The organism is Deinococcus humi (assembly GCF_014201875.1).
Classification (GTDB): Bacteria; Deinococcota; Deinococci; order Deinococcales; family Deinococcaceae; genus Deinococcus; species Deinococcus humi.
Genome location: NZ_JACHFL010000005.1, coordinates 275,800 through 296,353, shown reverse-complemented (window position 1 = coordinate 296,353; position 20,554 = coordinate 275,800). Strand labels below are relative to the sequence as shown.

The 20,554-nt window shown below is 64.4% G+C and carries 11 protein-coding genes; 5 read left to right on the top strand and 6 right to left on the bottom strand.

What is annotated here, in order from left to right; translation table 11 throughout:
• Nucleotides 1-21 precede the first annotated feature (21 nt).
• Together HNQ08_RS12255 and HNQ08_RS12250 are read left to right on the top strand one after the other, a co-directional pair.
• Nucleotides 22-3,267, top strand: a complete 3,246-nt coding sequence (locus HNQ08_RS12255) for an ATP-binding protein (protein WP_184132220.1) — start codon at nt 22-24, stop codon at nt 3,265-3,267.
• Between the two features lie 59 nt (nt 3,268-3,326).
• Nucleotides 3,327-4,265: a hypothetical protein gene (locus HNQ08_RS12250; RefSeq protein ID WP_184132217.1), complete on the top strand. Its 939-nt coding sequence runs from the start codon at nt 3,327-3,329 to the stop codon at nt 4,263-4,265.
• A gap of 1,361 nt (nt 4,266-5,626) precedes the next feature.
• On the opposite strand, the gene HNQ08_RS12245 is transcribed toward HNQ08_RS12250, so the two are convergent.
• Both HNQ08_RS12245 and HNQ08_RS12240 read right to left on the bottom strand, forming a co-directional pair.
• A complete protein-coding gene (locus tag HNQ08_RS12245; protein WP_184132214.1) occupies nt 5,627-6,856 on the bottom strand; it encodes a DUF790 family protein in 1,230 nt (409 codons plus the stop codon).
• Nucleotides 6,843-8,237 carry a DEAD/DEAH box helicase family protein gene (locus tag HNQ08_RS12240; protein WP_184132211.1) on the bottom strand — a complete coding sequence of 465 codons (1,395 nt, stop codon included), beginning with the start codon at nt 8,235-8,237 and terminating at the stop codon, nt 6,843-6,845. Before HNQ08_RS12240 ends, HNQ08_RS12245 begins: the two co-directional genes overlap by 14 nt.
• A gap of 1,201 nt (nt 8,238-9,438) precedes the next feature.
• On the opposite strand from HNQ08_RS12240, the gene HNQ08_RS12235 reads away from it, so the two are divergent.
• Nucleotides 9,439-10,386 carry a GNAT family N-acetyltransferase gene (locus HNQ08_RS12235; protein WP_184132208.1) on the top strand — a complete coding sequence of 316 codons (948 nt, stop codon included), beginning with the start codon at nt 9,439-9,441 and terminating at the stop codon, nt 10,384-10,386.
• 1,039 nt (nt 10,387-11,425) lie between these two features.
• On the opposite strand, the gene HNQ08_RS12230 is transcribed toward HNQ08_RS12235, so the two are convergent.
• Complete coding sequence (locus HNQ08_RS12230) at nt 11,426-12,130, bottom strand: HD domain-containing protein (protein WP_184132205.1); 705 nt, start codon at nt 12,128-12,130, stop codon at nt 11,426-11,428.
• Between the two features lie 530 nt (nt 12,131-12,660).
• On the opposite strand from HNQ08_RS12230, the gene HNQ08_RS12225 reads away from it, so the two are divergent.
• Nucleotides 12,661-14,043 (top strand): NAD(P)/FAD-dependent oxidoreductase, encoded by a 1,383-nt coding sequence (locus tag HNQ08_RS12225; RefSeq protein WP_184132202.1) that lies wholly within the window; start codon nt 12,661-12,663, stop codon nt 14,041-14,043.
• An 83-nt stretch (nt 14,044-14,126) separates the two neighbouring features.
• Nucleotides 14,127-14,981, top strand: a complete 855-nt coding sequence (locus HNQ08_RS12220; protein ID WP_280527575.1) for an alpha/beta fold hydrolase — start codon at nt 14,127-14,129, stop codon at nt 14,979-14,981.
• 783 nt (nt 14,982-15,764) lie between these two features.
• Here the strand turns inward: HNQ08_RS12220 and HNQ08_RS12215 are convergent.
• From HNQ08_RS12215 to HNQ08_RS12205, 3 genes are all read right to left on the bottom strand, one after another.
• Nucleotides 15,765-16,268: a GNAT family N-acetyltransferase gene (locus HNQ08_RS12215; RefSeq protein WP_221284146.1), complete on the bottom strand. Its 504-nt coding sequence runs from the start codon at nt 16,266-16,268 to the stop codon at nt 15,765-15,767.
• A gap of 10 nt (nt 16,269-16,278) precedes the next feature.
• Nucleotides 16,279-17,613: an amidase gene (locus HNQ08_RS12210; RefSeq protein WP_184132195.1), complete on the bottom strand. Its 1,335-nt coding sequence runs from the start codon at nt 17,611-17,613 to the stop codon at nt 16,279-16,281.
• A 537-nt stretch (nt 17,614-18,150) separates the two neighbouring features.
• Nucleotides 18,151-20,424 carry a putative bifunctional diguanylate cyclase/phosphodiesterase gene (locus HNQ08_RS12205; protein ID WP_184132192.1) on the bottom strand — a complete coding sequence of 758 codons (2,274 nt, stop codon included), beginning with the start codon at nt 20,422-20,424 and terminating at the stop codon, nt 18,151-18,153.
• Nucleotides 20,425-20,554: the final 130 nt, after the last annotated feature.

Genomic DNA, 20,554 nt, shown 5'->3' with positions numbered 1-20,554 from the left:
TCTTGAGCCGGTTCAGGCGGTATGTCCGTCCGCCTGAACCTCCTGGGTGGAGCGGGAGCGACGCTCCATCGCCCCGGCACGGCGCCGCTGGTCCTGGAGCGCCGCGGCGCCGCGCTGCTCGCCAGGCTTGCGCTGGAGGGGCCAGGGCCACGTGCGGCGCTGGCCGCGCTGCTCTACGACAACGCACAGACGGCACGCAACAACCTGGTGCACCTGCTGCGCCGCCTGAACCACCCGCCTGGCGGTCCCCTGGTGATCGTGGGAAGTGACCTCAGGCTGGCACCGCAGATCGAGGCCGACGCCCGTCGCGCGCTGGACGGTCAGGAGCCGTGGCCCGCCGCGCCGGCCGAATTCCTAGGAAACTTCGATTACAGCGACCTGCCGGAACTGGAGGACTGGGTGCTGGCCTGGCGAGAGCGTCTGGCCGAGGCCCAGCGGCAGGAGGCAGGTCGGCGCGCGGCACAGGCCGAGGCGACAGGCAACCTCACGGAGGCTGTGCAGTTCACCGAGCACCTGCTTGCCCTCGACCCCCTCGACGAGGTGACGTGGCGGCAACTCATCACCCTGCACGCCCGGCAGGGGCACCGTTCGGCAGCCCTGACGGCCTACCACCGCTGCGTGGACGTGCTGCGCGACGAACTCGGTTCGGGGCCAGCCCAGGAAACCCGGGCCCTGATGCGGGCCGTTGAGCAGGGCACTCTGGACACCCCCCTGCTTCGCCCGCCCAGCGTGCCCCTGAGCGTGCTGCGGCCCCCCAGGCTGGTGGGACGGGAGCGCGAGTGGGAGCGCGTCCACGCGGCCCTGGACACGGGGCGGGCCGTGGAACTTCAGGGGGAGCAGGGTCTAGGCAAATCCCGGCTTCTGCAGGAGATCGTGCTCGCCACCCCGGGCGCATGGTTGTTCGAGGTGCGCCCGGACGACACCCGCACCCCCTACGCCGCCCACTCGCGGCTGTTGCGCGAGTTGCTGGCGCGGATGGGTGTCAGTCTGCCTAACTGGGCGCGGCGTGAACTGGCGCGGCTGCTGCCGGAGCTGGGTGAGGCTCTCCCACCCCCGCAGGGCGAGGAGGAGCAGGCGCGCTTCTATCAGGCCCAGGCTTCCGTTCTGCGTCTGGCCGCCGCCCAGGGCCTGACGCTGCTCGCCGTGGACAACGTGCAGTTCCTCGATCCGCTGAGCGCTGAGGCGTGGCCGGCGGTGTGGACGGCACTGGGCTGGGGATCGCCCGCGGCCGCGCTCCGGCTGGTGTGGGCCACACCGCCGGTGGAACAGGGCCGGGCACTGGGCGGCCCGGCCAGCACGCGTGCCATTGAGGTCGTGCACCTGGGGCCGCTCCCACCGGACGCTGCGCAGACCCTGCTGGTCTCCCTCGATGTCCCGCAACTGAACCCGCGTGCCGCGGCGCTCTACCAGCTCACTGGCGGTCACCCGTACCTGCTGCTGGAGACGGTGAGACATCTCATCGAGACCGGACAGCCCGCTGACTCCGAAAGCCCGCTGCGCCCACCTGGCGCGCTGGCGGACCTGCTGGGGCAGCGCCTCGCCCGGCTCTCGCTCACCGCCCTGCAGGCCGCGCGGGGCGCCGCGGTTCTGGGCGGTGACGTGCGCCCGGACCTCGCCGCCGAGGTTCTGGGCCTGCCCCTGCTGGACATCGCCGGCGCCTGGGAGGAACTGGAAGCAGCCCAGATCCTGCAGGGCGAGCGGTTCGTGTATGACCTCCTGCGTGAGACTGTGGCTGGGGGCATGCCAGGGGCAGTGCGCGGCCTCCTGCACCGCAGCGCGGCACGGGTGCTCGCCCGCCACGGCGCACCCGAGGCCGAGGTGGCGCACCACTGGGCACAGGGAGGTGACCGCCATCAGGCCGCGGCCCTGTACCTGCGGGCCGCCTCGGCGGCCCGGGCCACGTGGCAGTTCCGGGCGGCGGCCGTGTGGGGCGAACGGGCCGCGGCCCTGCTCGAAGAGATGGGCGACGCCGCAGGAGCCTTTGAGGCGTGGGCACAGGTGGCCGAGACCCTGCGGGACCTGACATTGGACGGGCACGCGCAGGAAGTGACCGCCCACCTCATCCGGCTGGCCGCCTCACCGCACCAGCGGGCCCGGGCGCAGGCGGCCCGGCTGCAGTCCCTGGTGGAGAACAGCGATGTGGAGGGCCTGGAAAGGGTTGCCCGCGAAGGTCTGGCGAGCCTGGAGACCGCGCCCGACACCCGGCTCGCGGCCACCTTCCAGGAGGCGCTGGCCGGCGCGCTGCTGCTGCGCGGCGAGACTGACGCGGCCCTGGCGCCCCTGGACGCGTTGCGTCACCTGGGCAGCGTGCTGGCCGATCCCACCGTAGAGGCCACCGCGCATGAGGGCCTGGGGCTCGCCTGGGTTGTCCGTGACCCCGAACAGGCTGCAGAACACTACGACCGGGCCGCCGCCCTGCACGCGGGGTCCGGCGACCGGATCGGGGCGGCTTCGGTGCTCAACAAGCGTGCGCCGCTGCTTTTCGCGCTGGGCGATGCCGTGGGGGCCGCGCGCGCAGCCGCTGAAGCGCATGACCTGCTCCGCGGGGTGGACGGAGCCGACAACCTGAAACTCATCAACGCCCACGAACGGTTCTGCGCCGCCTTCGCCCAGGAGGAAGACGCACTGGCTGGCCAGGCGGTGCGAGAGGGTCTCGCGCTGGGCGGCGCTGCGACCGCCGGGTGGGGGGGTGTGCTTCACGCGGACCTCGCCCTGCTCAGCGCCACCATGGGCGCCCCAGCCGAGGCGGCCGAGGCGCTGGAGGCCGCCCTTGCGCACGAGAACGTGCCGGAGAACAAGCGGCACGTTCTGCTCGCCGCGCGCGTGGTGGTTCATGCTGCCCGCGGGGACGACGTGCAGGGGTATCTGCGGGCCCTGGCCCGGCACGCCCAGCATCTGAACCTGCCCCTGGTCACCGCCGGCGCGCGGGTGCTGGACGCCGCCTTCCTGCCCGCCAGGGAGGCGATCGTCGCCGCCAATCAGGCCCTGGACCTCGCCGTCCGGCATGGGTTTCAGGGCCTGCGCCGCGCCGCGCTCACGCACCGTGCGCGGGCTCATCTGACACTCGGGGAGCTGGCGCAGGCCCGGGGCGATGCTGAGGCAGCGCTGGGGCTATGCAAGGCCTTCTCCCTGCTGGTGTCGCCTGGCCAGGTTCTGGTGGTTTACGCGGATGTCCTGGAGCGCCAGAACGATCCAGGGGCACCCCAGGCGCGTGCGGCGGCGCTCCAGCGGCGCGCCGCCTTCTCCCAACGCCCGGACGGGGCTTGACGGGGCGCCCGGCTGGCCGGTCATCCAGCCATCACCCTGCGCCGACTACAGTGCCGCGCATGAACGCCTCTGCCTGCACCATGTCCGTCGTCCTGGCCCTGGGCCTCCTTATTCCCACCGCTGCCGCAGCCTCCACCGTGCCGTCCAGTCTGGCCGGCGAGTGGTATGCCGGGACCGTGTACCCCCGCTCCACCTACAGCCGGGGTTCGGACGGGTTCAGGCAGGCCGCCAGCACCGCCCGGCGCCTCAATCTGCGAACGGACGGCACCTACGAACTCACCCGGCTGGACCGCAGTGCCACCGTGGGGTACTTCGGCGCCCGCATGATCTCCTGCGAGCAGATCAGCGTGCACTGGGAGGCGGGCACCTTCACCGTGGCAGGCGGCACCCTCACGCTCAAGCCCTCTACTTCCCAGGGGGTCAACGGTGCCACCCCGAATGGTGTGAACAGCGGCTGCATCCGCTTCAACGGCCTTCCGTACACCGATAAGAATCTCAAGCCCCAGCCGTACCTGTGGAAGGCGTCCAGCAAGACCCTTAGCCTGAGCACCCGGGACGCGGCACAGGACTATCGCCGCGCCACCACCGCTGAGCTCGCCCACGCCAACACCCCGGCGCCCGCCGTCCCTGCTCCTTCTCCGGCTCCCGCTGCGCAGCCGTCCCGCCCACCAGTTCCTGCACGGGTTGGAGCGGCTGGCACCTGGACGGGACGCTTTGTCACGCAGGGCGGCGCGCCGCTCGATGTGGTGCTGACTCTTGACGACGCCCGCAACGGCATCGCCGGCATGGTGTACTCGCCCGACGAACGCTACATCGGCACGGCGCACGGGAACACGGGAGCAGGGCAACTGACCATCACGCTGAATCTCCCGGACGACACGACCGCTGAATTGCGTGCAGAAGGCCGCTTTGATGGAGACCGCTACACCGGACGGTTCCAGGCCTTTGTGGAGGAACAGCCCATGGCGACGGGCACCGTGACCCTTGAGCGGCGATAACGGAGCCCAGGGGTGCCCACGCGACCACAGACTAGATTTTCATACTGACGGGGCGGAATGAGGCGCTCCTCGCCCTGGGTGAGATGGAAGGTGCCGTACACGACGCGACCAGACTGTTCGAGCCTGCTCAGGGCGTGCGCAAGGGGCTTCCTTTTTTCGTGTGATGTGGTGCGCGCTCGTGGCGGCTGGATTTGGGGAGAAGGGTGAAGCGCTGCGCGGGCAGGCGCTCGGCGCGTTGAAGGCCCTCGCCGAGTAGTTGACCGACTCCACATTGCGAGCCGCCCTGCTGGCCCTGCCAAAGTGCTGCGGGCTCTTCCATGGTCAGGAACGTACCGGCGAGTCTGGAGCGGCTGGCTGACTTGATCACCAGTCATCCCACAACGAGCGCTGTCAGCTGGCAAACCTCTGGGGCGCGCGTCACAGAACCCGCACCCACAGATATAACGCTGATTCAGCCCGATTCCTTTCGCAACCTATTTGGACGGCCCACTGTTCCGAGGGAACGGCTGGAGTGGTGAAAAATTGAGTACTCGCTGAGTCGCCCCATAGGCAGATGCGCGGTTAACCTCCCCGCACAAAGGAGTGGGGCTACGCCTGAATCTGGATGTCCAAGGCGCCGGTAAGACTCACGGGGATGACCCTGCCCGCCTCGATCAGCGGACGTTCCGTCTCTTCCCAGCCTTGGAAGTACCAGTAGTTCTGATGGGATACGAACTGGAACCATGCCTCCTGGAGAGTACTTAGCTGCGCTAGCTCATCTGGCAGTTATGTTCGTTCGAGGAAGATTTCAAAGGCCGTGTCTTGTCTTTCGTCATGTGCATCGTAAAACGCCCGCTGGACACTGGCTTTCGCTCTCACTGGCTTCCACAATCGGCTGGGCTGGGTGATTGCGACACGACGTTCACAACTTCCACTGCGCCAATAATGGTCATGACCAGCGCTGACGCGTACAGGCAGTTCATTAGTGGAGCGCAGTTCCGGAATCTTCTTCTACAGTTTCATAGTCTTGTCGCTGGTGAAGATCACAGTGGCAACTACAGGGCAACCGTATACCCTTATCCATATTAAGGACAAAGTCTCGCGACGGGATTGCTACATCTCTAAATCTTGCCCCCTGCTGATCCTTAGGGTGCCCGCGGGCCCCGAAATGGATCCATAGCTCTGAGCAACCCTGGGAGTTTGCGTCAGGGCGAGCTATGGCGCTGACGTGGTCCTCGTGGCCGCAGCATTCCTGCGAGCTGAATCTCCGATGCTGCTGGACGACTGGGCAGGATCTAACGGTCGAGATGATCCGGATGCTGCCCCCACTGATCAAGATGGCCTTTTTTAATCTGGATTGACGCGAAAACGCGATCTGGGAGTTAGGTGCTGACGGCGATCCGATCCGCGATGGTCAGCACCTCTTTCGGATTCAACACGCCCTTGAACCACACCAATCGGTCCCCAAACTCGCTGGGGTCCACTCCTGCCTGATCGAGGTTTAATCGCTCGGAGACGCACACGATCAGGTCAGTACGCCCTGATTTTTTGAGCAGGGCAAATTTTTTCCTCAGGTACTCGGGGCGCCAGTACCCCACGATTTCGACGAGCACGCTCCGTTCGCCCTGCACTAGTCGGAAATCGGGTAGGATAACGCCTCCCGGCACGGGGACAAGATCCACCTCGCGTTCCAGAATCCAGGGTGTGTCCAGTTTGGCGAAGCGCTCGGCAAAGCCTGACTCCAGCGCGCTGTCGTGTTCTTCAGGAGCCTTGTAGTGGCTAACGTAGCCGTCCTCACTGGTGAGCTGGAAGGACCACTCGTCGTCCTTAGGGTCTACCCAGGCCAGATCGCGTCTGGGCTTTAACGCCGCGCTCAGGTCCCACTTCGTGACATGAAGCAGGGCGGGGAGGAATTTCGCCATCGCCAGGCCGTAGCGCGTGTTGCTGGAGAAAAGCGAGGTGGGACCATCCAGGGTCAGGGTAAAACCATATGTGGCGTCCCCCTCCACGGTGACCATCAGGCCGAAAAGCTTCAGGTACTTCAGCAGCTGCTTGTAGCGGGCGGGTTCATTGCGCCGGGCGGTGATCACGAGCTGATAGGCGCGGTACAGCATCCCCTGGGCCTGGGCCAGATCCCAGCGCTGAATGAGCTCCAGCGGTTCCAGGGGCTCAAACATGATCAGGGTCTGTTGGTCTGGCAGATCGGCATACAGTGCGGCGGCTACGTCGTGTGCGTTGAGCGATGACTCGGTGGACAGCGCTCTGGCAGTCTGTTCCAGGATGGCCTGCGTCCGGTGACGGCTGGGTGGCCCGTCCTGGGCCAGCGCAAAGACCTTCTCGCGCACTGCCGCTGGGGCCAGCCCGCCCCCGGCTTTGAATTCCCCCCGCTGGCTTAAAAGGTGGGCTAGACCGCGCACCACGCGATAGTCGGAGCGGCCCGCCTCCATATCCCGCAACTCCTCGTTCAGTTCTGAGCGCCTTTTGCCGACGTAGGCTTGGAAGACCTCAATCAGCGTTTCGGCCAGGATCAGGTTGTTGGTGGTGGGTTTGAGCCGCCTGGGATTCGCCAGGCCAGCTTTCACCGTGAACATCAACAATTCAGTCGGAAGCATTGATGCTCTCCCAGGACGGGGCCGCCTGTGGTTGCCATTGCCCCTTTCTCTGCTGGCTGACGCGTTCTTCGGAGGTGCCTTCCGTGATCACCTCGTACAGCGTGGCCTTCTTGCCCTTTGCTTGCCGCAGGATTCGTCCGAGGCGCTGGATGTACTCGCGCTCGGTGGCCGTGCCGGAGAGCATCACGCCCACCGATGCTTCCGGCACATCGACGCCCTCGTTCAACACCCGGCTAGTGACCAGGATGCGGTACGTCCCATCGCGGAACCGCTCCAACACGCTATGCCGCTCTTTGGTGGGGGTCTGGTGTGTGATGCTGGGAATCAGGAATTCACGGCTGATCCGATACACCGTGGCGTTGTCGTCCGTGAAGATCAGAGTCCGCTCGTCAGGATGGTTGACCAGGATCTCTTCCAAGACACGCAGTTTGCCTTCTGTGCCGTAAGCCAGAGATTTGGCCTCCCGGTGGGCCAGCATGGCCGCCCGTCCCTGGGGCGAGCCGCTGCTCATGATAAATTTTTTCCAGCCCTCCAAAGAACCTAGCCGAATACTGTTCAGGCGCAGGAAGTCGTTGCGTTGCCGGATGAGGTCATCGTAACGGGCCTGTTCCCCATGGCTGAGTTTGACCTTGATCACCACCTCGCGGTAGTCGGCCAGCGTGGCGCCGGCAAGGTCTTCCGGTGAACACGAGTACACGACCGGGCCCAGCAGGGTTTCCAGGTCACGTTCGCGGCCATCGCTGCGCTTCAGGGTGGCGCTGAGTCCCAGGCGATACGGGGCCAGACTCATCTCTGCAATTACGCGGGTAAAATCGGAAGGAAGGTGATGGCATTCGTCGCAGATCAGCAGGGCGTATTTGCCAGCAAGATCCTCGGCGTGGATGGCGGCGGAATCGTAAGTACTGACCAGAATCGGCGTGTCGTCGTGACTGCCGCCCCCCAGTAGGCCGACGTTCGCGTCGGGGAAAGCTGCAAGAAGGCCCGAGTACCATTGCTGCAAGAGATCCAATGTCGGCACGCAGATCAGGGCACTTCGGGGGGTGTCTCTCAGGGCGAGCTGGGCCACGAGCGTTTTCCCTGAACCCGTGGGAAGTTCAGCCACACCCCGTCGCCCCGCGGCTTTCCAGGCTTTCAGGGTGCTTATCTGGTGGGCATAGGGACTGATCTCGCGGGCAAAACCCAGCTCCAGTTTTTGAAAGGCAGCCGCCTCGTCTTTGAAGATTAGGTTCGCTGCCCTCAGCCGCTGCACGATTTCCCGGTAGTCCTGGCCCCTGGCCCGGTAATTCTGGCTGCGGGCATCCCAGGTAAACAGATCAGCCACACACGGCGGCGCTGCGGACATGACCAGGGTGCCCCGATCGAGGCGCAGTGGTGACGTCATGCCCCATGTTAGGTGTGGGGAGTGGTCCTCATGCTGCTCTGGGCGCCAATTACTCACAGAATCGCTCGTCGCCGTCTCGGTCCAGTCTGCGATTGGACTCTGGCTGCCGTACAGCGATGGGCAGCCGGTCAGGTACGGCGAGTACAGGGGCAAAGAGTCGTGGACGCTGCCGTCCTCGGCGTGCGCGGTCGACAGCACGGGTGGTGACAAGCGTGCAGATGTTTGCCGAGTAAGGTGAACGCTGCCAGATTAAGGAAGGCTTCCTGGACGAGAACTATGGTCTATCTGGATTGGAAGGTTCCTGGCTGCGCGACGCCCCAGTCTAGAGGGCCTGATCCTGGTGCCGACGGTGGCAACTCTGTTACTCGTGTCTGAGGGCTTTGAGGTGGTGGAGCGTGGGGATTGACGTGTCGTCGATCCCCACTGGCAGCGGGCGCTGAGCTATCTCAAACTGATTTTGCGGGCGGTCTATCACGCGCCGAGCCGTAAACAGGCGGTTTTCGCGAGCGCCTGCCACCCTGGGGGCCTGACCCTGAGCGACGAAGGTAGCGGAAGCGCGCTCTCACCAAGACTCAACCACTTTTGAAGTCGGCTGGCACTTCGTTTTCCGACCACTCTCATTGTCAGGCGGTTAGCTGGCCCCATAAATGACACAATCTCAGGGCAACAGCCTGTGTCATTCCCGTAAGGCACGAATCAGCGCGCGACCACTGCACGTCCAGATCTCATCCAGGGGCCAGCGGGACCCCCGCCCCTGTTCCCGCTGACGTTGTCCTTACGCGAAGAGCAGGCTGAAGTTGGGCCTCTACCCACTTGGCGTCACAGGGCCGACTTCGCTGCCGCGTTGGGAACAATGCCTGCACTTCTCGGGATCTGACAGGAAACTGGTGGGGGAGCCAGAGTGCGTGCTGGACAATGCTGATTGAGAAACGGTTGCCGGAGGGCCTGAGGCAGGTCACGACGTGGCAGGGGAGACCAGTTCACTGAAGGAGGCAACACAACCAGAAAAACTGCTACGCCATTTGACCGATGATGAGCATGCCTCCTACCCATAGGCTGGAAAAACCATGATGCATTTCCTCGTGTTCTACTGACCCAGCCAACAGGTATTACCTGGACCAATCTGCGGTCCGGGTGGTTGTTCTGCTGCTTAAAAGGTTCAGCACGTGGGTTCTCGGCTGTTCAGCCGATTGGGAGTTCTATGAATTTCAATACTCGAGCGTTCACCACAGGTGATCTCGTCGCCATCCATGCCCTGCACGACAGCAGTGGGACAGAGCCGAGCGTGGACCGTGCTGCGACACAGCTGGAGGACGCCGCCGGCCAGGAGGTCTTGCACCGCGTCATCGCCGAGGAAGGCGGCGCCCTGCTGGGGTACGGTTATCTGGCCCGTTCAGCCTGGCATCCGGAGGGGTGGTTTCAGGGTGAAGTCTTCGTTGACCTCTCCTCGCGGGGTAGAGGGGTTGGCTCTGAGCTGGTGCGGTGGATGGTGACCCGGGCCGAGGAAGGAGGCGCGACGTCCCTGACCACCTGGGTGAACGGGGCGTTTCCTGAGCATGAGCAGTTCGCTGTACACCATGGCTTCGAGGAAGTGCAGCGCTTCGTGACGATGACGATGAACGTGGGCGACGCCGATCAGGCCCTTCTTGAGCAACTCGTGGCCAGGGCCCAGCAGCGCGGCATTTCGCTGTTTACATTTGAGGAAACCCCGGAGACGGCTGAAATGCGGTACAAGCTGTACGAACTCAATCGCCGCCTGGCCCCCTTGCTCCCAGGAAATGGGGAGGAATTCCCCTCATTTGAGGAATACGAGCGCGAGATTATCGACGCCGAATGGTTCAGTCCGAAGGCTCAGCTGATCGCCGCGCACGGAGATCGCTGGATTGGTCTGGTCGGTCTGGGTTCATATGAGGAGGGGCGTCGCCTCCAGCACGAGTTCACGGCGGTGGACCCAGCCTATCAGGGACGGGGTGTCGCGCTGGCACTGAAGGCGTGGAGTCTGCAAAAGGCCAGGGCCTGGGGCGCACAGGAGGTCCGAACGGGCAATGACGCATCGAATACGCCAATCATCACCCTGAACCGGCGCCTGGGCTATCAACTTCAGCCGGGTGTGGTGAAGTTGCGCCGGACGCTGGTGCAAAGACTGTAGGGAGCGATTTTCGGCCGCCCGGCCTCAGGCCTGAAAAGGGGGTGATCCATTATCGGCAGTCCCGTGGGCATGATGCAGCCGAACGCGATTCATTCGGAGATGTGCCCGTCGAGCGTGACCCGCGACAGGCGGTTGTGGTCCCCATCTGTGAACAGGTGAGGTTGCCGCCTTCTGGCGCCCCTGCAACGATGGGAGAGCGGAGCTGGATGCGGGCGACAGCACCCGGTGCCCCCGAATCCCCACCTGCTGTGAGGTTGCATGATCTGTACGATGTCCGCCCACCATTGCTGGGATGCGGGCAGCCGAAGGAATCATCCTCGCCGATCTTCCAGATGTGAAGCACATGTCAGGACTGTCCGCCCCAAGCCAAGATGGCCTCCGTCCTACCCTCCGGCGTCAGATCAGGTTGGACGATGGTCCTGACCGATTCCGGCTTCACAGAAAAGGTGCACCTCAAAGTCAGAAAGGGGCAGATGTGCCACCTCGTCTGGGCTGAGCACGAAGCTTCCTGGTACATCGTTTTCGTCGAGGTCCATCAGGCAGCCAATTCAGGCGCTGAGGCTGCACCGTAAAAATCGGGGAAGGCGAAAGCCCGAGCGCTTTCCTAGAGGAACCCGTCTAGCGAACGAATTCGCCTGGTGTTCAACGTGATCTCCACCACGCGCCAGGCATAGGCTCCCCCTGGTAGATCTGACCGCAGGGAATCATGTCCAGCAAAAGGGCTGCGAAAACGAAATTTGCCGCACCAGTCAGCGCTAACCTGACTGGTGCGGCAAATTTCACCTGTACAACCCCGTCGCTATGGAAGGGAGCTGAGGACGGGTTTGTGTAACCACCCCTTGCTGATTGGTGGCGGACTTGATGAGCCCGGAACCCGACCTGGGAGAAGGGCATCCTGAAGCCTTCTCCAGAATCGCGCTGGCCATGTACGGGGAGCTGCGCCTGATCGAAAGTGCCCGGCCTGCCCGGATCTGGCCTATACCCTATCTGCAGTCAGCCCGACAACCTCAAGTTGACGAGAATATCGTTCCGGTCTGCACTAGGCTGGAAGGACACCCCGCAGCATGGGATGACGGCGGACGTCTTCTGCTGTCGTCCCGCACGCCTCCTCAATCGCCGTGACCGTACCGTCCAACAGGTCAAACAGGGCCTGAAGCTGGACTCGCCCCTGGGCTCCTGGCGCACGGCGATACGCATCCACCAGGAAGCGGTAGTACTGCAGCGTGCCCTCCAGGCCCTGATTGAACCGTTTGAAGAACTCGACCCGTTCTGCACCGCTCAATGGCTTGATCGCGTTGAGGATGGTCTGGGCGTTATGCACCTTGTCCGACGCACTGATCAGGAGGGAGGAGGCGTTCTTCTCCTGGAGGAGCTTGCCCAGGTAGGCTGTCTTCCGCTCGGCCCACGGCGCCTTGGGCTCACCTGCCTGAGGAGTGGCGTCCGTCGCACCATCGACCAGCCTGGCCACGTTCGCCCCGAACTGGCGCACGATGTCCTTACGCAGCTCTGTCGCGTCAATGCCCGTATTCTCCGGCCCATCCTCCAACGCATCGTGCAGGAGGGCGGCAATGGCTTCATCCTCGTTGGCTCCGTACTCGAGGGCAATGGAGGCCACGCCGAGCAGATGGGAGATGTAGGGGGTGGGAGTCCCTTTGCGGAAGTGACCCGCGTGCCAGCGGTGTGCGACGGTCATGGCTTCCGCGAAGCGGTTGGTGAGGGGAATGGCCTGTCTGTGTTCACTCATGTCGACTCCTGAGGTGGGTGATTGGAGTAAACCCTGCACCGTGGACTTCCTGACCTGTAAGGCACGAACAGGGCACGCGGCTCTTTGTGCATCACGACTATAAAGAAAAATCCCCTCTGGACGAGATTTTTGGTGTGATCGAAGAATTCGAACCCCTGGCCTTCGAGGGCCCAAGATGTCCGTAACTCTATCTTCAAGGGCTTCTCCAGACCCCCTTGACCGTCTTCAGCCGCTGACGAAGCCGGCCCAGATCGGGCACCCGCGAGGCATAGGCATCTTCCCGCTGCCATCGCCCAGCGGGGAAGGAAAGGGAGAATGATAAATGGCGAAAGTGCTACAGTTGATCTCAACATTCATTCTCTGCTTTGCACTTGAGAGGGGACGGACAGCTTAATTCCAGCGTATGTGTGGCTCCCGGCAACCTGCTCTGATGTCGCCTGCCCGTCCTCTATTCCAGCGGTTCCTTGCAACACCGTCACTTCAGATTGAAGCCCTCGTCGCGACACGCGACCACAACAGGAGGTGGGACGATGAAGGTGCTGGGTGAACGCGCAATCGTCATTGGCGGCAGTATGGGTGGACTGCTTGCCGCTCGTGCCCTTGCGGATGCCTTCGAACACGTGACGCTCCTCGAGCGCGACGAGCATCCTGAGCATGCTCTACCCCGCAAAGGGGTCCCTCAAGGCCGCCACCTGCACGGCCTGCTCGGCCGCGGCCGTGAAGTCCTTGAACTGTTCTTCCCGGGCATCACGGAGGATCTCGTCCAGCAAGGCGCGATGGCCGGCGACTTGACCGAATACTGCCTGTGGGTCAATGAGGGCGCACCCCACGTGTCCTTTACCAGTGGGCTTCGAGGTGTCGTCATGAGCCGCCCCCTCATCGAAACGACCGTCCGCCGTCGCCTGCTCGAATGGTCGAATGTGGAAGCCATCAACGGCGTGGACGTCCAGGGCCTCCTCACTTCGCTGGGTGGTTGCCGGATCACTGGCGTCCGCTCGGCACCACGCGGGGGCGATGGGGAGCAAGAACTCGCTGCCGACCTCGTGGTTGACGCCTGTGGCCGTGGTTCACACAGTCCTGCGTGGCTGAAGGCATTGGGGTACCCGGCACCTCCTGAGGACTTTGTGCGGACCAGCCTCACCTACACGACACGCGTGTTCCAACGTCGCCCGGGCGAGACGGCCATCGATGGCGGGGACGTGCCCTCCGTCGTCTGTAGCGGGTCCACCCGCACCCCCCGGTCGGGTTTCATGGTGCCTGTCGAAGGAGACCGCTGGATCGTGACACTCGCGGGCATTCTGGGGGACGAGGCCCCCACCGATCTGGCTGGATTTCTTGCTTTCGCTCGAAGTTTGCCCATCTCCGACATCTACACCCTGGTGAGCCGAGCCCAGCCACTGGACGAGGGGACACAGTTCAAGTTCCCTGGCAGCCGGAGACGCCGTTACGAACAGCTTGACCGCTTCCCCCAGCGCTACCTGGCATTCGGGGACGCCATCTGCAGTTTCAATCCTGTCTACGGCCAGGGCATGACGGTCGCGGCAACGGAAGCCCTGGAATTGCAATACGCCCTGGCTGAAGGGTTTGACGGTCTGGCCCGCCGCTTCTTCACTCGGGCGGCAAAAGCCATCAACGTTCCCTGGGACATGGCCGTCGGCTCGGACCTCCGCTTTGAGGGCGTAGAAGGTCACCGTATAGCAAGGACCAGGTTCGTGAACTGGTATGTCGGGAAACTGCACCAGGCAGCTTGGAAGGATCCTGTGCCAGCCATGGCTTTTCAGCGTGTGGCCAATCTCCTCGATTCGCCGGCAGCCCTGCTCCAACCCCGTGTGGCCTGGCACGTCCTGCACGGAAACCTCGCTTACAGACGCAGTGGGCAGGGAGCGGCCATAAGGAACAGCTCCCCGTCTTGACCCACCTGGAGATTGCGATGCTCGAAACGCGAGAAGTTGGAAAGGAGACTGAAGGCTCCCCCCCTCTACAGGTCAGGCGGACCTTGCTCAGGGTCAACGGTGTGCTGCTGCATGTGGTCGAGGCGGGCCCTCAGGACGGCCCGCTAGTCGTGCTGCTGCATGGCTTTCCTGAATTCTGGTACGGATGGCGCCGCCAGATCGAAGCCCTGGCGAACGCGGGGTACCGGGTGCTGGCGCCCGACCAGCGGGGGTACAACCTGAGCGAGAAACCACCGGGCATGGCAGCCTACCGGATTGACGCACTGACCCGGGATGTGTTGGGTCTACTCGACGCGCGAGGACGTGAACGGGCGTACGTGGTCGGGCATGACTGGGGCGCGGCCGTAGCCTGGAATCTCGCCATTTCACACCCGGAGCGGGTGGAGCGGCTGGCCATTCTCAACGTTCCGCATCCCGGCGTCTTCGCCCAGACGCTGAGAACAAGTCGGGCACAGCAACTCAAGAGCTGGTACATGTTCTTCTTCCAGGTGCCGGTCCTGCCAGAAGTGCTTCTCCGCATCAGAAATTTCCGCATGCTGGCCAGAAGCCTGACGAACACCTCGCGCTCTGGAACATTCAGCTCGGACGATTTAAAGCGGTACCGGGAAGCCTGGGCTCAACCCGGGACGCTGACAGGCATGCTCAACTGGTACCGGGCCATGTTCCTCTTCCCAGCACCTACGGGAGGCGACGCGAGGGTGCGCGTGCCGGCCCTGATCCTGTGGGGAGCCGAGGATCAGTTCCTTGGGCGGGAAATGGCGGAGCGAAGTGTGGAGCACGTCGATGATGCGCAACTGGAGATGTTTGGGAACGTGAGCCACTGGATTCAACACGAGGTGCCCCAGGAGGTCAACGCGCACCTCCTCGCCTTTTTCGCAGGCAACAGGCGAGGGCTGTGATACCAAGAGAAGTGACGGCTGACCTCTCGTCCTGAGCCCGGCGTGGGAACGGGCACGCCGCACTTCTGGGGCTCGCCGCACCATGCTTCGTGTGGTCCAGTTCGTCGTCATCACTAAAAATATCCAGTGTCAGGCGGATTTATCGCTCCATGTCGTCATCCTGAATCTTCCGAGGTGCGCCAGACTTTGGCGCCAGGGACGCACAGTGTGCCGACACACGCCCAACGGCTCACCAATCTGGGTGCGCGAGGTGTACGGTTGCTCCGCGCCCAGCAGGACTGATTGCGCATGAGCAGCCAGGCCTCGGGGTGTTTTGCGGCGACGAACCAGCCCGGTCAAACGCTGCTGTTCTTCGAGGGTCAAGACGGGATGGGCGTTGCGCGCATGCGACACCTCTCCCCTCAGCAGCATCCTCTCCTGGCCCACTGTCAACGTTTTTCTCCATCAGACCACCAGGACATGTCACGCAGAGGCCCGTCAGACAGCCTTAAGCCCCTTCACCTCCGGGCCCTGCTGCATCAGCACACGCAGGTCTGGGGCTTTCCCTTATGAGTGGTGGGCGCAGGTGGTGTGGTTTGGAGAGCGAGGGCTCAGCCGCCGACGCCCTTGGTTGTGCACGAGACATCCCTGTGGCTGTGCACTGGCACGCTTGAACCTCCCCCGCCTGGCTCAAACATCGAGAGGGTTGTCCGTGAGGCATGGGGGAGCCTGCTCAAGGTCACTGGAGGCGTGGGGCTTTCACGCATGTCTCCGCCAGCTGTAATGGGCAGCGCAGAACAGCAATCAGGGCATCTTCTGCGCCGCCCTCCAGGTCGAGATCGGCAGGCGATACCGCACAAAAGTCACCCTATTGAGCATCACCTCACCGTCCGGACTGAATCCGAAGCGGGTCGCTGCCCGCATCCCCCGGAGGCCTTGGGGCAGCAGCACGGTCACCGAAGGCAGGCCCCACTCCGAGAAGGCGTGGCGGAGGATGGTCGGTATGACCTGTTGCCCGAGACCCCAGAAGTCGGGATGGAGCACCAGCCCAAGGTCGGCGTCCGGTCCCTCAGGTTGCAACCCGCCCCACCCCGCGAACCTGTCACCTACGAAAAAAGCCCAGGGCCCGTACCCGTGCTCTTCCCACAAGCGCTCTTTTGCGGCGATGAACCGCTGCGCCCCCGCCTCGTCCATCAGCGACTGAGCCAGCGGCAGGGTTCGGCGCACCCGGGGGTGGTTGTGCAACGCCATCACGTCCTGGGGCCGCACCTCACTCAATCGGCGAACATCCACGGTCCATCCATTCACTGCTTCCTCCTCACGCTTTCCAGTCTGCCGTCTCGCGTGACGGGGGGCTTCGGTGGCCGCCCAGCGCCTCTTCCAGGGCGTGCGCCACGGCCAAGGCCACGTCCTCGCGCCACATCCGGGCCACCACCTGCACGCCCAGGGGTCGTCTGTCCGCCGTCTTCCCACAACGCACCACGGCGGCGGGCTGTCCCGTCAGGCTAAAGGGGGCCGTAAAATCGATGCCGCCCTCGTCGTCCCCGTGCTTCACCGCGCCCGACCGCGTGACGGGCGTCAAGATCACGTCCACACCGCGCATGAAGCCCAATACCCCGCGCCGGAAACGATCCCACTCGAACAGGTGACGCTCGACCTGGTCGGCACTGAGGGTCGAGGCCCCGTCAGGCTCCCACAACTCCCACGACGATGATTCGGGCCGCGCCCAGTACTCCCGGGTGAGCGCCATCGTCGCGTCCAGGCCAGGTGGCGCAGCTTCACGGACCTCAACGCCCAAGTGCTTGAGCGCCGTCACCGCTTCCCCCAACACGCAGGAGGCGTCCGCATCATCCAGGCCCTCCGCCCCCGGCAAACGGTCAAAAAATGCGGCGCGCAGGACCGGTACCCGCACTTCACGGTAGTCACTGAGCGGCGCGGGGACCACACTCGCGTCCCAGCCGTCCTCGCCCGCGATGAGGTGCAGTGCGAGAGCGAGATCTTCCACCCGTCGGGCCAGTGGACCGATGACTGTGCGCGAATCGGCGAGCGGATTAATGCGCGGAAGATGCCCAGTGGGCGGCACCCGCCCCGAGGTGGGTTTGAGTCCGGCCACCCCGCAAAAGGCGGCCGGCTGGCGGATGGAGCCGCCGGAGTCGCTGCCCAGGCCCAAAGGACTGCCGCCCGCGGCGATCAGGGCCGCCTCGCCCGAACTCGATCCACCAGGACTGCGGCCCTCGCCGTAGGGATTAGCCACCCGCCCGTACACGGCCGTGTCGGGCAGGACCGCAGTCTTCCCGAGCACAACCCCTCCCGCAGCGCGCAGACGGGCCACGGCCGTCGCGTCTTGCTGACAGACCATCCCCCGGCGCGCTTCGTCGCCGGCACGACAGGGCAGGCCCTCCACCTCGAGCCAGTCCTTGACGGTAAGGGGCACGCCGTGCAGCGGGCCCAGACGTTCTCCCCGGGCCAGTTGGGCGTCGCGTTCCTGGGCCTCACGCCGCGCCCGATCAAAGCACGGGAAAGGCAGGGCATTGAGGTCCTGCAGCTGTTGCGCTCGCTCGATATACGCGTCTACGATCTCCAGGGACGAAGCTCTTTTTTCCGTCACGAGTCGGGCGAGCTGGCTGGCAGAGAGGGACGTGAGGTTCGTCATAGATGCTCCTGGGTGTGTTTGGCACGGGGTTCAAAGCCGTGCTCATGGCGTGACGATGACTGTATGTCTCCCACAATGGCTGGTGCGTGACACAGCATGGTGGTGCCTGCTGGGAAGTCCGTCGCCTGCTGGAACGGACGCAAGGTGGAAGCCCTCCGACAAGCGAGATTTCCCCTTGAAGTGCTGCCATTGGCAACACAAGCGCCCATCCCCGGCCAGTGGTTTTGGGCGTCGTCGTCAGGGATGAGAAGAGACCGCAGGGCGCCCGCACCTGATCAGTCAAAGCCTTGTCACCCCTCCAGCGCCCATGTACAGTGCCGGTGTTGGGTGGCGCAGGGTGCGGTTGCAAGAACTCTTGCTTCTCCCAGGGGAGAAACTGGGTGCCTTCAAAGACGCCGATCTGGCTGGATTGCACGCGGCTCTCGGCGAATGGCCGTCGGCGGCCGATGACTGGATGTACGGTGCCAAGCGAGTGATGTGAATCCGGTTATCTGGTGGTTGGGGCGGGACTTTGGGAGCGGCGGCAGGAGTGCAGTGTCAGCAACGTGGCAGGGCCAGAAGGCTGCCCTGCGCCATCGCGGCCACCGCCTGACCGGCAGGTTGTGGCCGAGCGAAGTAAAATCCCTGGCCCAGATCACATCTCAGGGCCTGCAGCTGGGCGACGGTGGCCGCGTCCTCGATGCCCTCGGCCACCACCTCCAGCCCCAGGCTGTGCCCCATCGAAATCATGGCCTGGATGAACGCCGAATCGGTGTTGCTGTCCTGGATGAACACCCGGTCGATTTTGAGGACATCCACGGGCAGTGAGCGGAGCTGACCCAGGCTGGAGTAGCCGGTCCCGAAGTCGTCCAAGGCCACGCGCACGCCCAGGGCGCGCAGTTCCAGTAATTTTTGCCGGGCCTGCATCGCGTCGGCCAGAACCGCACTCTCGGTGATCTCCAGCGTGAGCAGCCCGGGCGTGCCGCCGTACTCGGCCAGCGTGGCGCGCGTGTCGGCCACGAAGTTTTCGTAGGCGAATTGCGTGGCCGACACGTTGACTGCGACACTGACGCCAGGCAACGCCGCCTGCCACGCGCACATCTGACGAATCGACTCGCGCATGGCCCAGTGCCCCAGCCCGCCCATCATCTCGCGCGTTTCGGCCACTGGAATGAAATCGGCAGGCGAGACTGGCCCGAGCACGGGGGAATTCCAGCGCATCAGGGCCTCAAAACTGCGCACCCGCCCGCTGCGCAGATCAATCAGCGGCTGAAAGTACATGGCGAACTCGCCTCGTTCCAAAGCGCCGCGGAGCTGCACTTCCAGCTGGGCCTGGGGCATGTGCAGGCTGTTGAGCTGCTCGCTGGCGAAGCGCCAGGTGTCCCTGCCCGCCTGCTTGGCGCGGTACAGGGCTCCGTCTGCCTGCTTGATGGCCGCGGTGGCCTGCTCAGCGTCGCCAGGAGCCAGCGCAATCCCGAGACTGGCCGACACATGTAAGATCTCCGGGCCGATCTGGAAGGCCTTGCTGGCGGCGGCAAGCAGCGTCTGCGCCACCCTGGCGGCCGCTGCTGCGTCATGTCTGGGCAGCACGGCCACAAACTCATCGCCGCCGAATCGGAAGAGCAGGGCGTCGGCGGGCAGGGCTTCAGACAGTCGGGTGGCCAGCGCTTGCAGCAGGTGGTCGCCCACCACATGTCCGAAGGTGTCGTTGATCTCCTTCATGCGGTCAAGGTCAATGAACAACACCGCCACCACGCTGTTCCAGGTGCGGGCCTCGTCAATCTGCCGTTGCAGATCGACTTCTAGGTCGCTCCGATTGCGCACGCCAGTCAGCGGATCATGTTCGGCGCGGTGCGTCAGGTGCAGTTGCAGGCGCTGGTTGTCGGTCAGCACCAGGAGCTGACGCAGCGCGAATAGGCCCACGATCAGCCACAGCAGCACCTGTTGTGGCCGGTCCAGTGGGGCTCCCAGGTGCAGGGCCAGGTAGACCAGGAACGCGGCCACCACCGCGTAATGAGGCAGCAATCCTTTCCACCACTCGCTGGGCAACTGAGGCCAGTTCGGCTGGGGCCGTGTGGCCGCCTCGCCGCAGCGGTACGCCGCCCAGGCGATCAGGAACGCCGCCAGCGGCCAGCCCAGATCCAGCCAGGTGCCCGGCACGTAACTGCCGCGGGCCACCGCGCCAAAGTAGAGGACGTTGGTGCCCAGAAAGCACAGCAGTCCGGCGGCCAGCAGGGCGATCACCCGTCTGCGCAGGCCCAGCGGCTTCCATAGGGCCAGCGTTACGGTGGCGGCACACAGCAGCAGGTACAAGACGGGATACGCCAGCGAGATCCACAGTGCCAGGACGGGCTGCGCGGTGTCTGCGAGCGTGCTCTGGAAAAAGGTCTGCCACCCCAGGGCGCCCAGAATCAGCGTGACCAGCGCGGCGTCGGTCAGGAAGCTGAGGGTCTGCAGGGTGCCCCGACGTTCGCGGCGTAGGGCGGTCAACCCTGCGGCGAAGCACGGCAGGGTGGCCAGATAGCCCACGTCTGCCAGAGAGGGAAAGGGAGGCAGCCCCAGCAGGTCATACCCGGAGTAGATCAGCCCACCCAGCGCCCAGGCCAGGAAACCGTACCCCAGCCAGCGCCAAGCCGGGGCTGCCGTCACCTGCGGCAGCCTGGCTACCGTCCAGACCACCAGCGTCGCCAGCAAAAAGGGGGGTACGAGCAGCAGGTTTGCCAGCACGGATGTCCTGTCTCCAGCCGGTGCGCCGAGCAGCAGCCAGATGGCGTAGCCAACCATGTAGACGGTCAGGAGCGCCAGCACGGAGGCAGGAGAGCGAACGGCCATGCCCTCAGTTTGCCTGGGGAGGGTTTACAGCGCAGTCACACGTCTCCCAGCGGGTTGGAGCAGGCCCGCCCCCATTCCGTTATGGTCATCCAGAGCATCGAGAGGGATCCCCTCAGTCGCTCGGAACCCG

Bases quoted from the DNA above. Each gene is read 5' to 3' on its own strand.
- HNQ08_RS12240 (WP_184132211.1), bottom strand. From the start codon at position 8,237: ATGACGTCACCACTGCGCCTCGATCGGGGCACCCTGGTCATGTCCGCA.
- HNQ08_RS12245 (WP_184132214.1), bottom strand. From the start codon at position 6,856: ATGCTTCCGACTGAATTGTTGATGTTCACGGTGAAAGCTGGCCTGGCG.
- HNQ08_RS12250 (WP_184132217.1), top strand. From the start codon at position 3,327: ATGAACGCCTCTGCCTGCACCATGTCCGTCGTCCTGGCCCTGGGCCTC.
- HNQ08_RS12255 (WP_184132220.1), top strand. From the start codon at position 22: ATGTCCGTCCGCCTGAACCTCCTGGGTGGAGCGGGAGCGACGCTCCAT.
- HNQ08_RS12210 (WP_184132195.1), bottom strand. From the start codon at position 17,613: ATGACGAACCTCACGTCCCTCTCTGCCAGCCAGCTCGCCCGACTCGTG.
- HNQ08_RS12205 (WP_184132192.1), bottom strand. From the start codon at position 20,424: ATGGCCGTTCGCTCTCCTGCCTCCGTGCTGGCGCTCCTGACCGTCTAC.
- HNQ08_RS12235 (WP_184132208.1), top strand. From the start codon at position 9,439: ATGAATTTCAATACTCGAGCGTTCACCACAGGTGATCTCGTCGCCATC.
- HNQ08_RS12230 (WP_184132205.1), bottom strand. From the start codon at position 12,130: ATGAGTGAACACAGACAGGCCATTCCCCTCACCAACCGCTTCGCGGAA.
- HNQ08_RS12225 (WP_184132202.1), top strand. From the start codon at position 12,661: ATGAAGGTGCTGGGTGAACGCGCAATCGTCATTGGCGGCAGTATGGGT.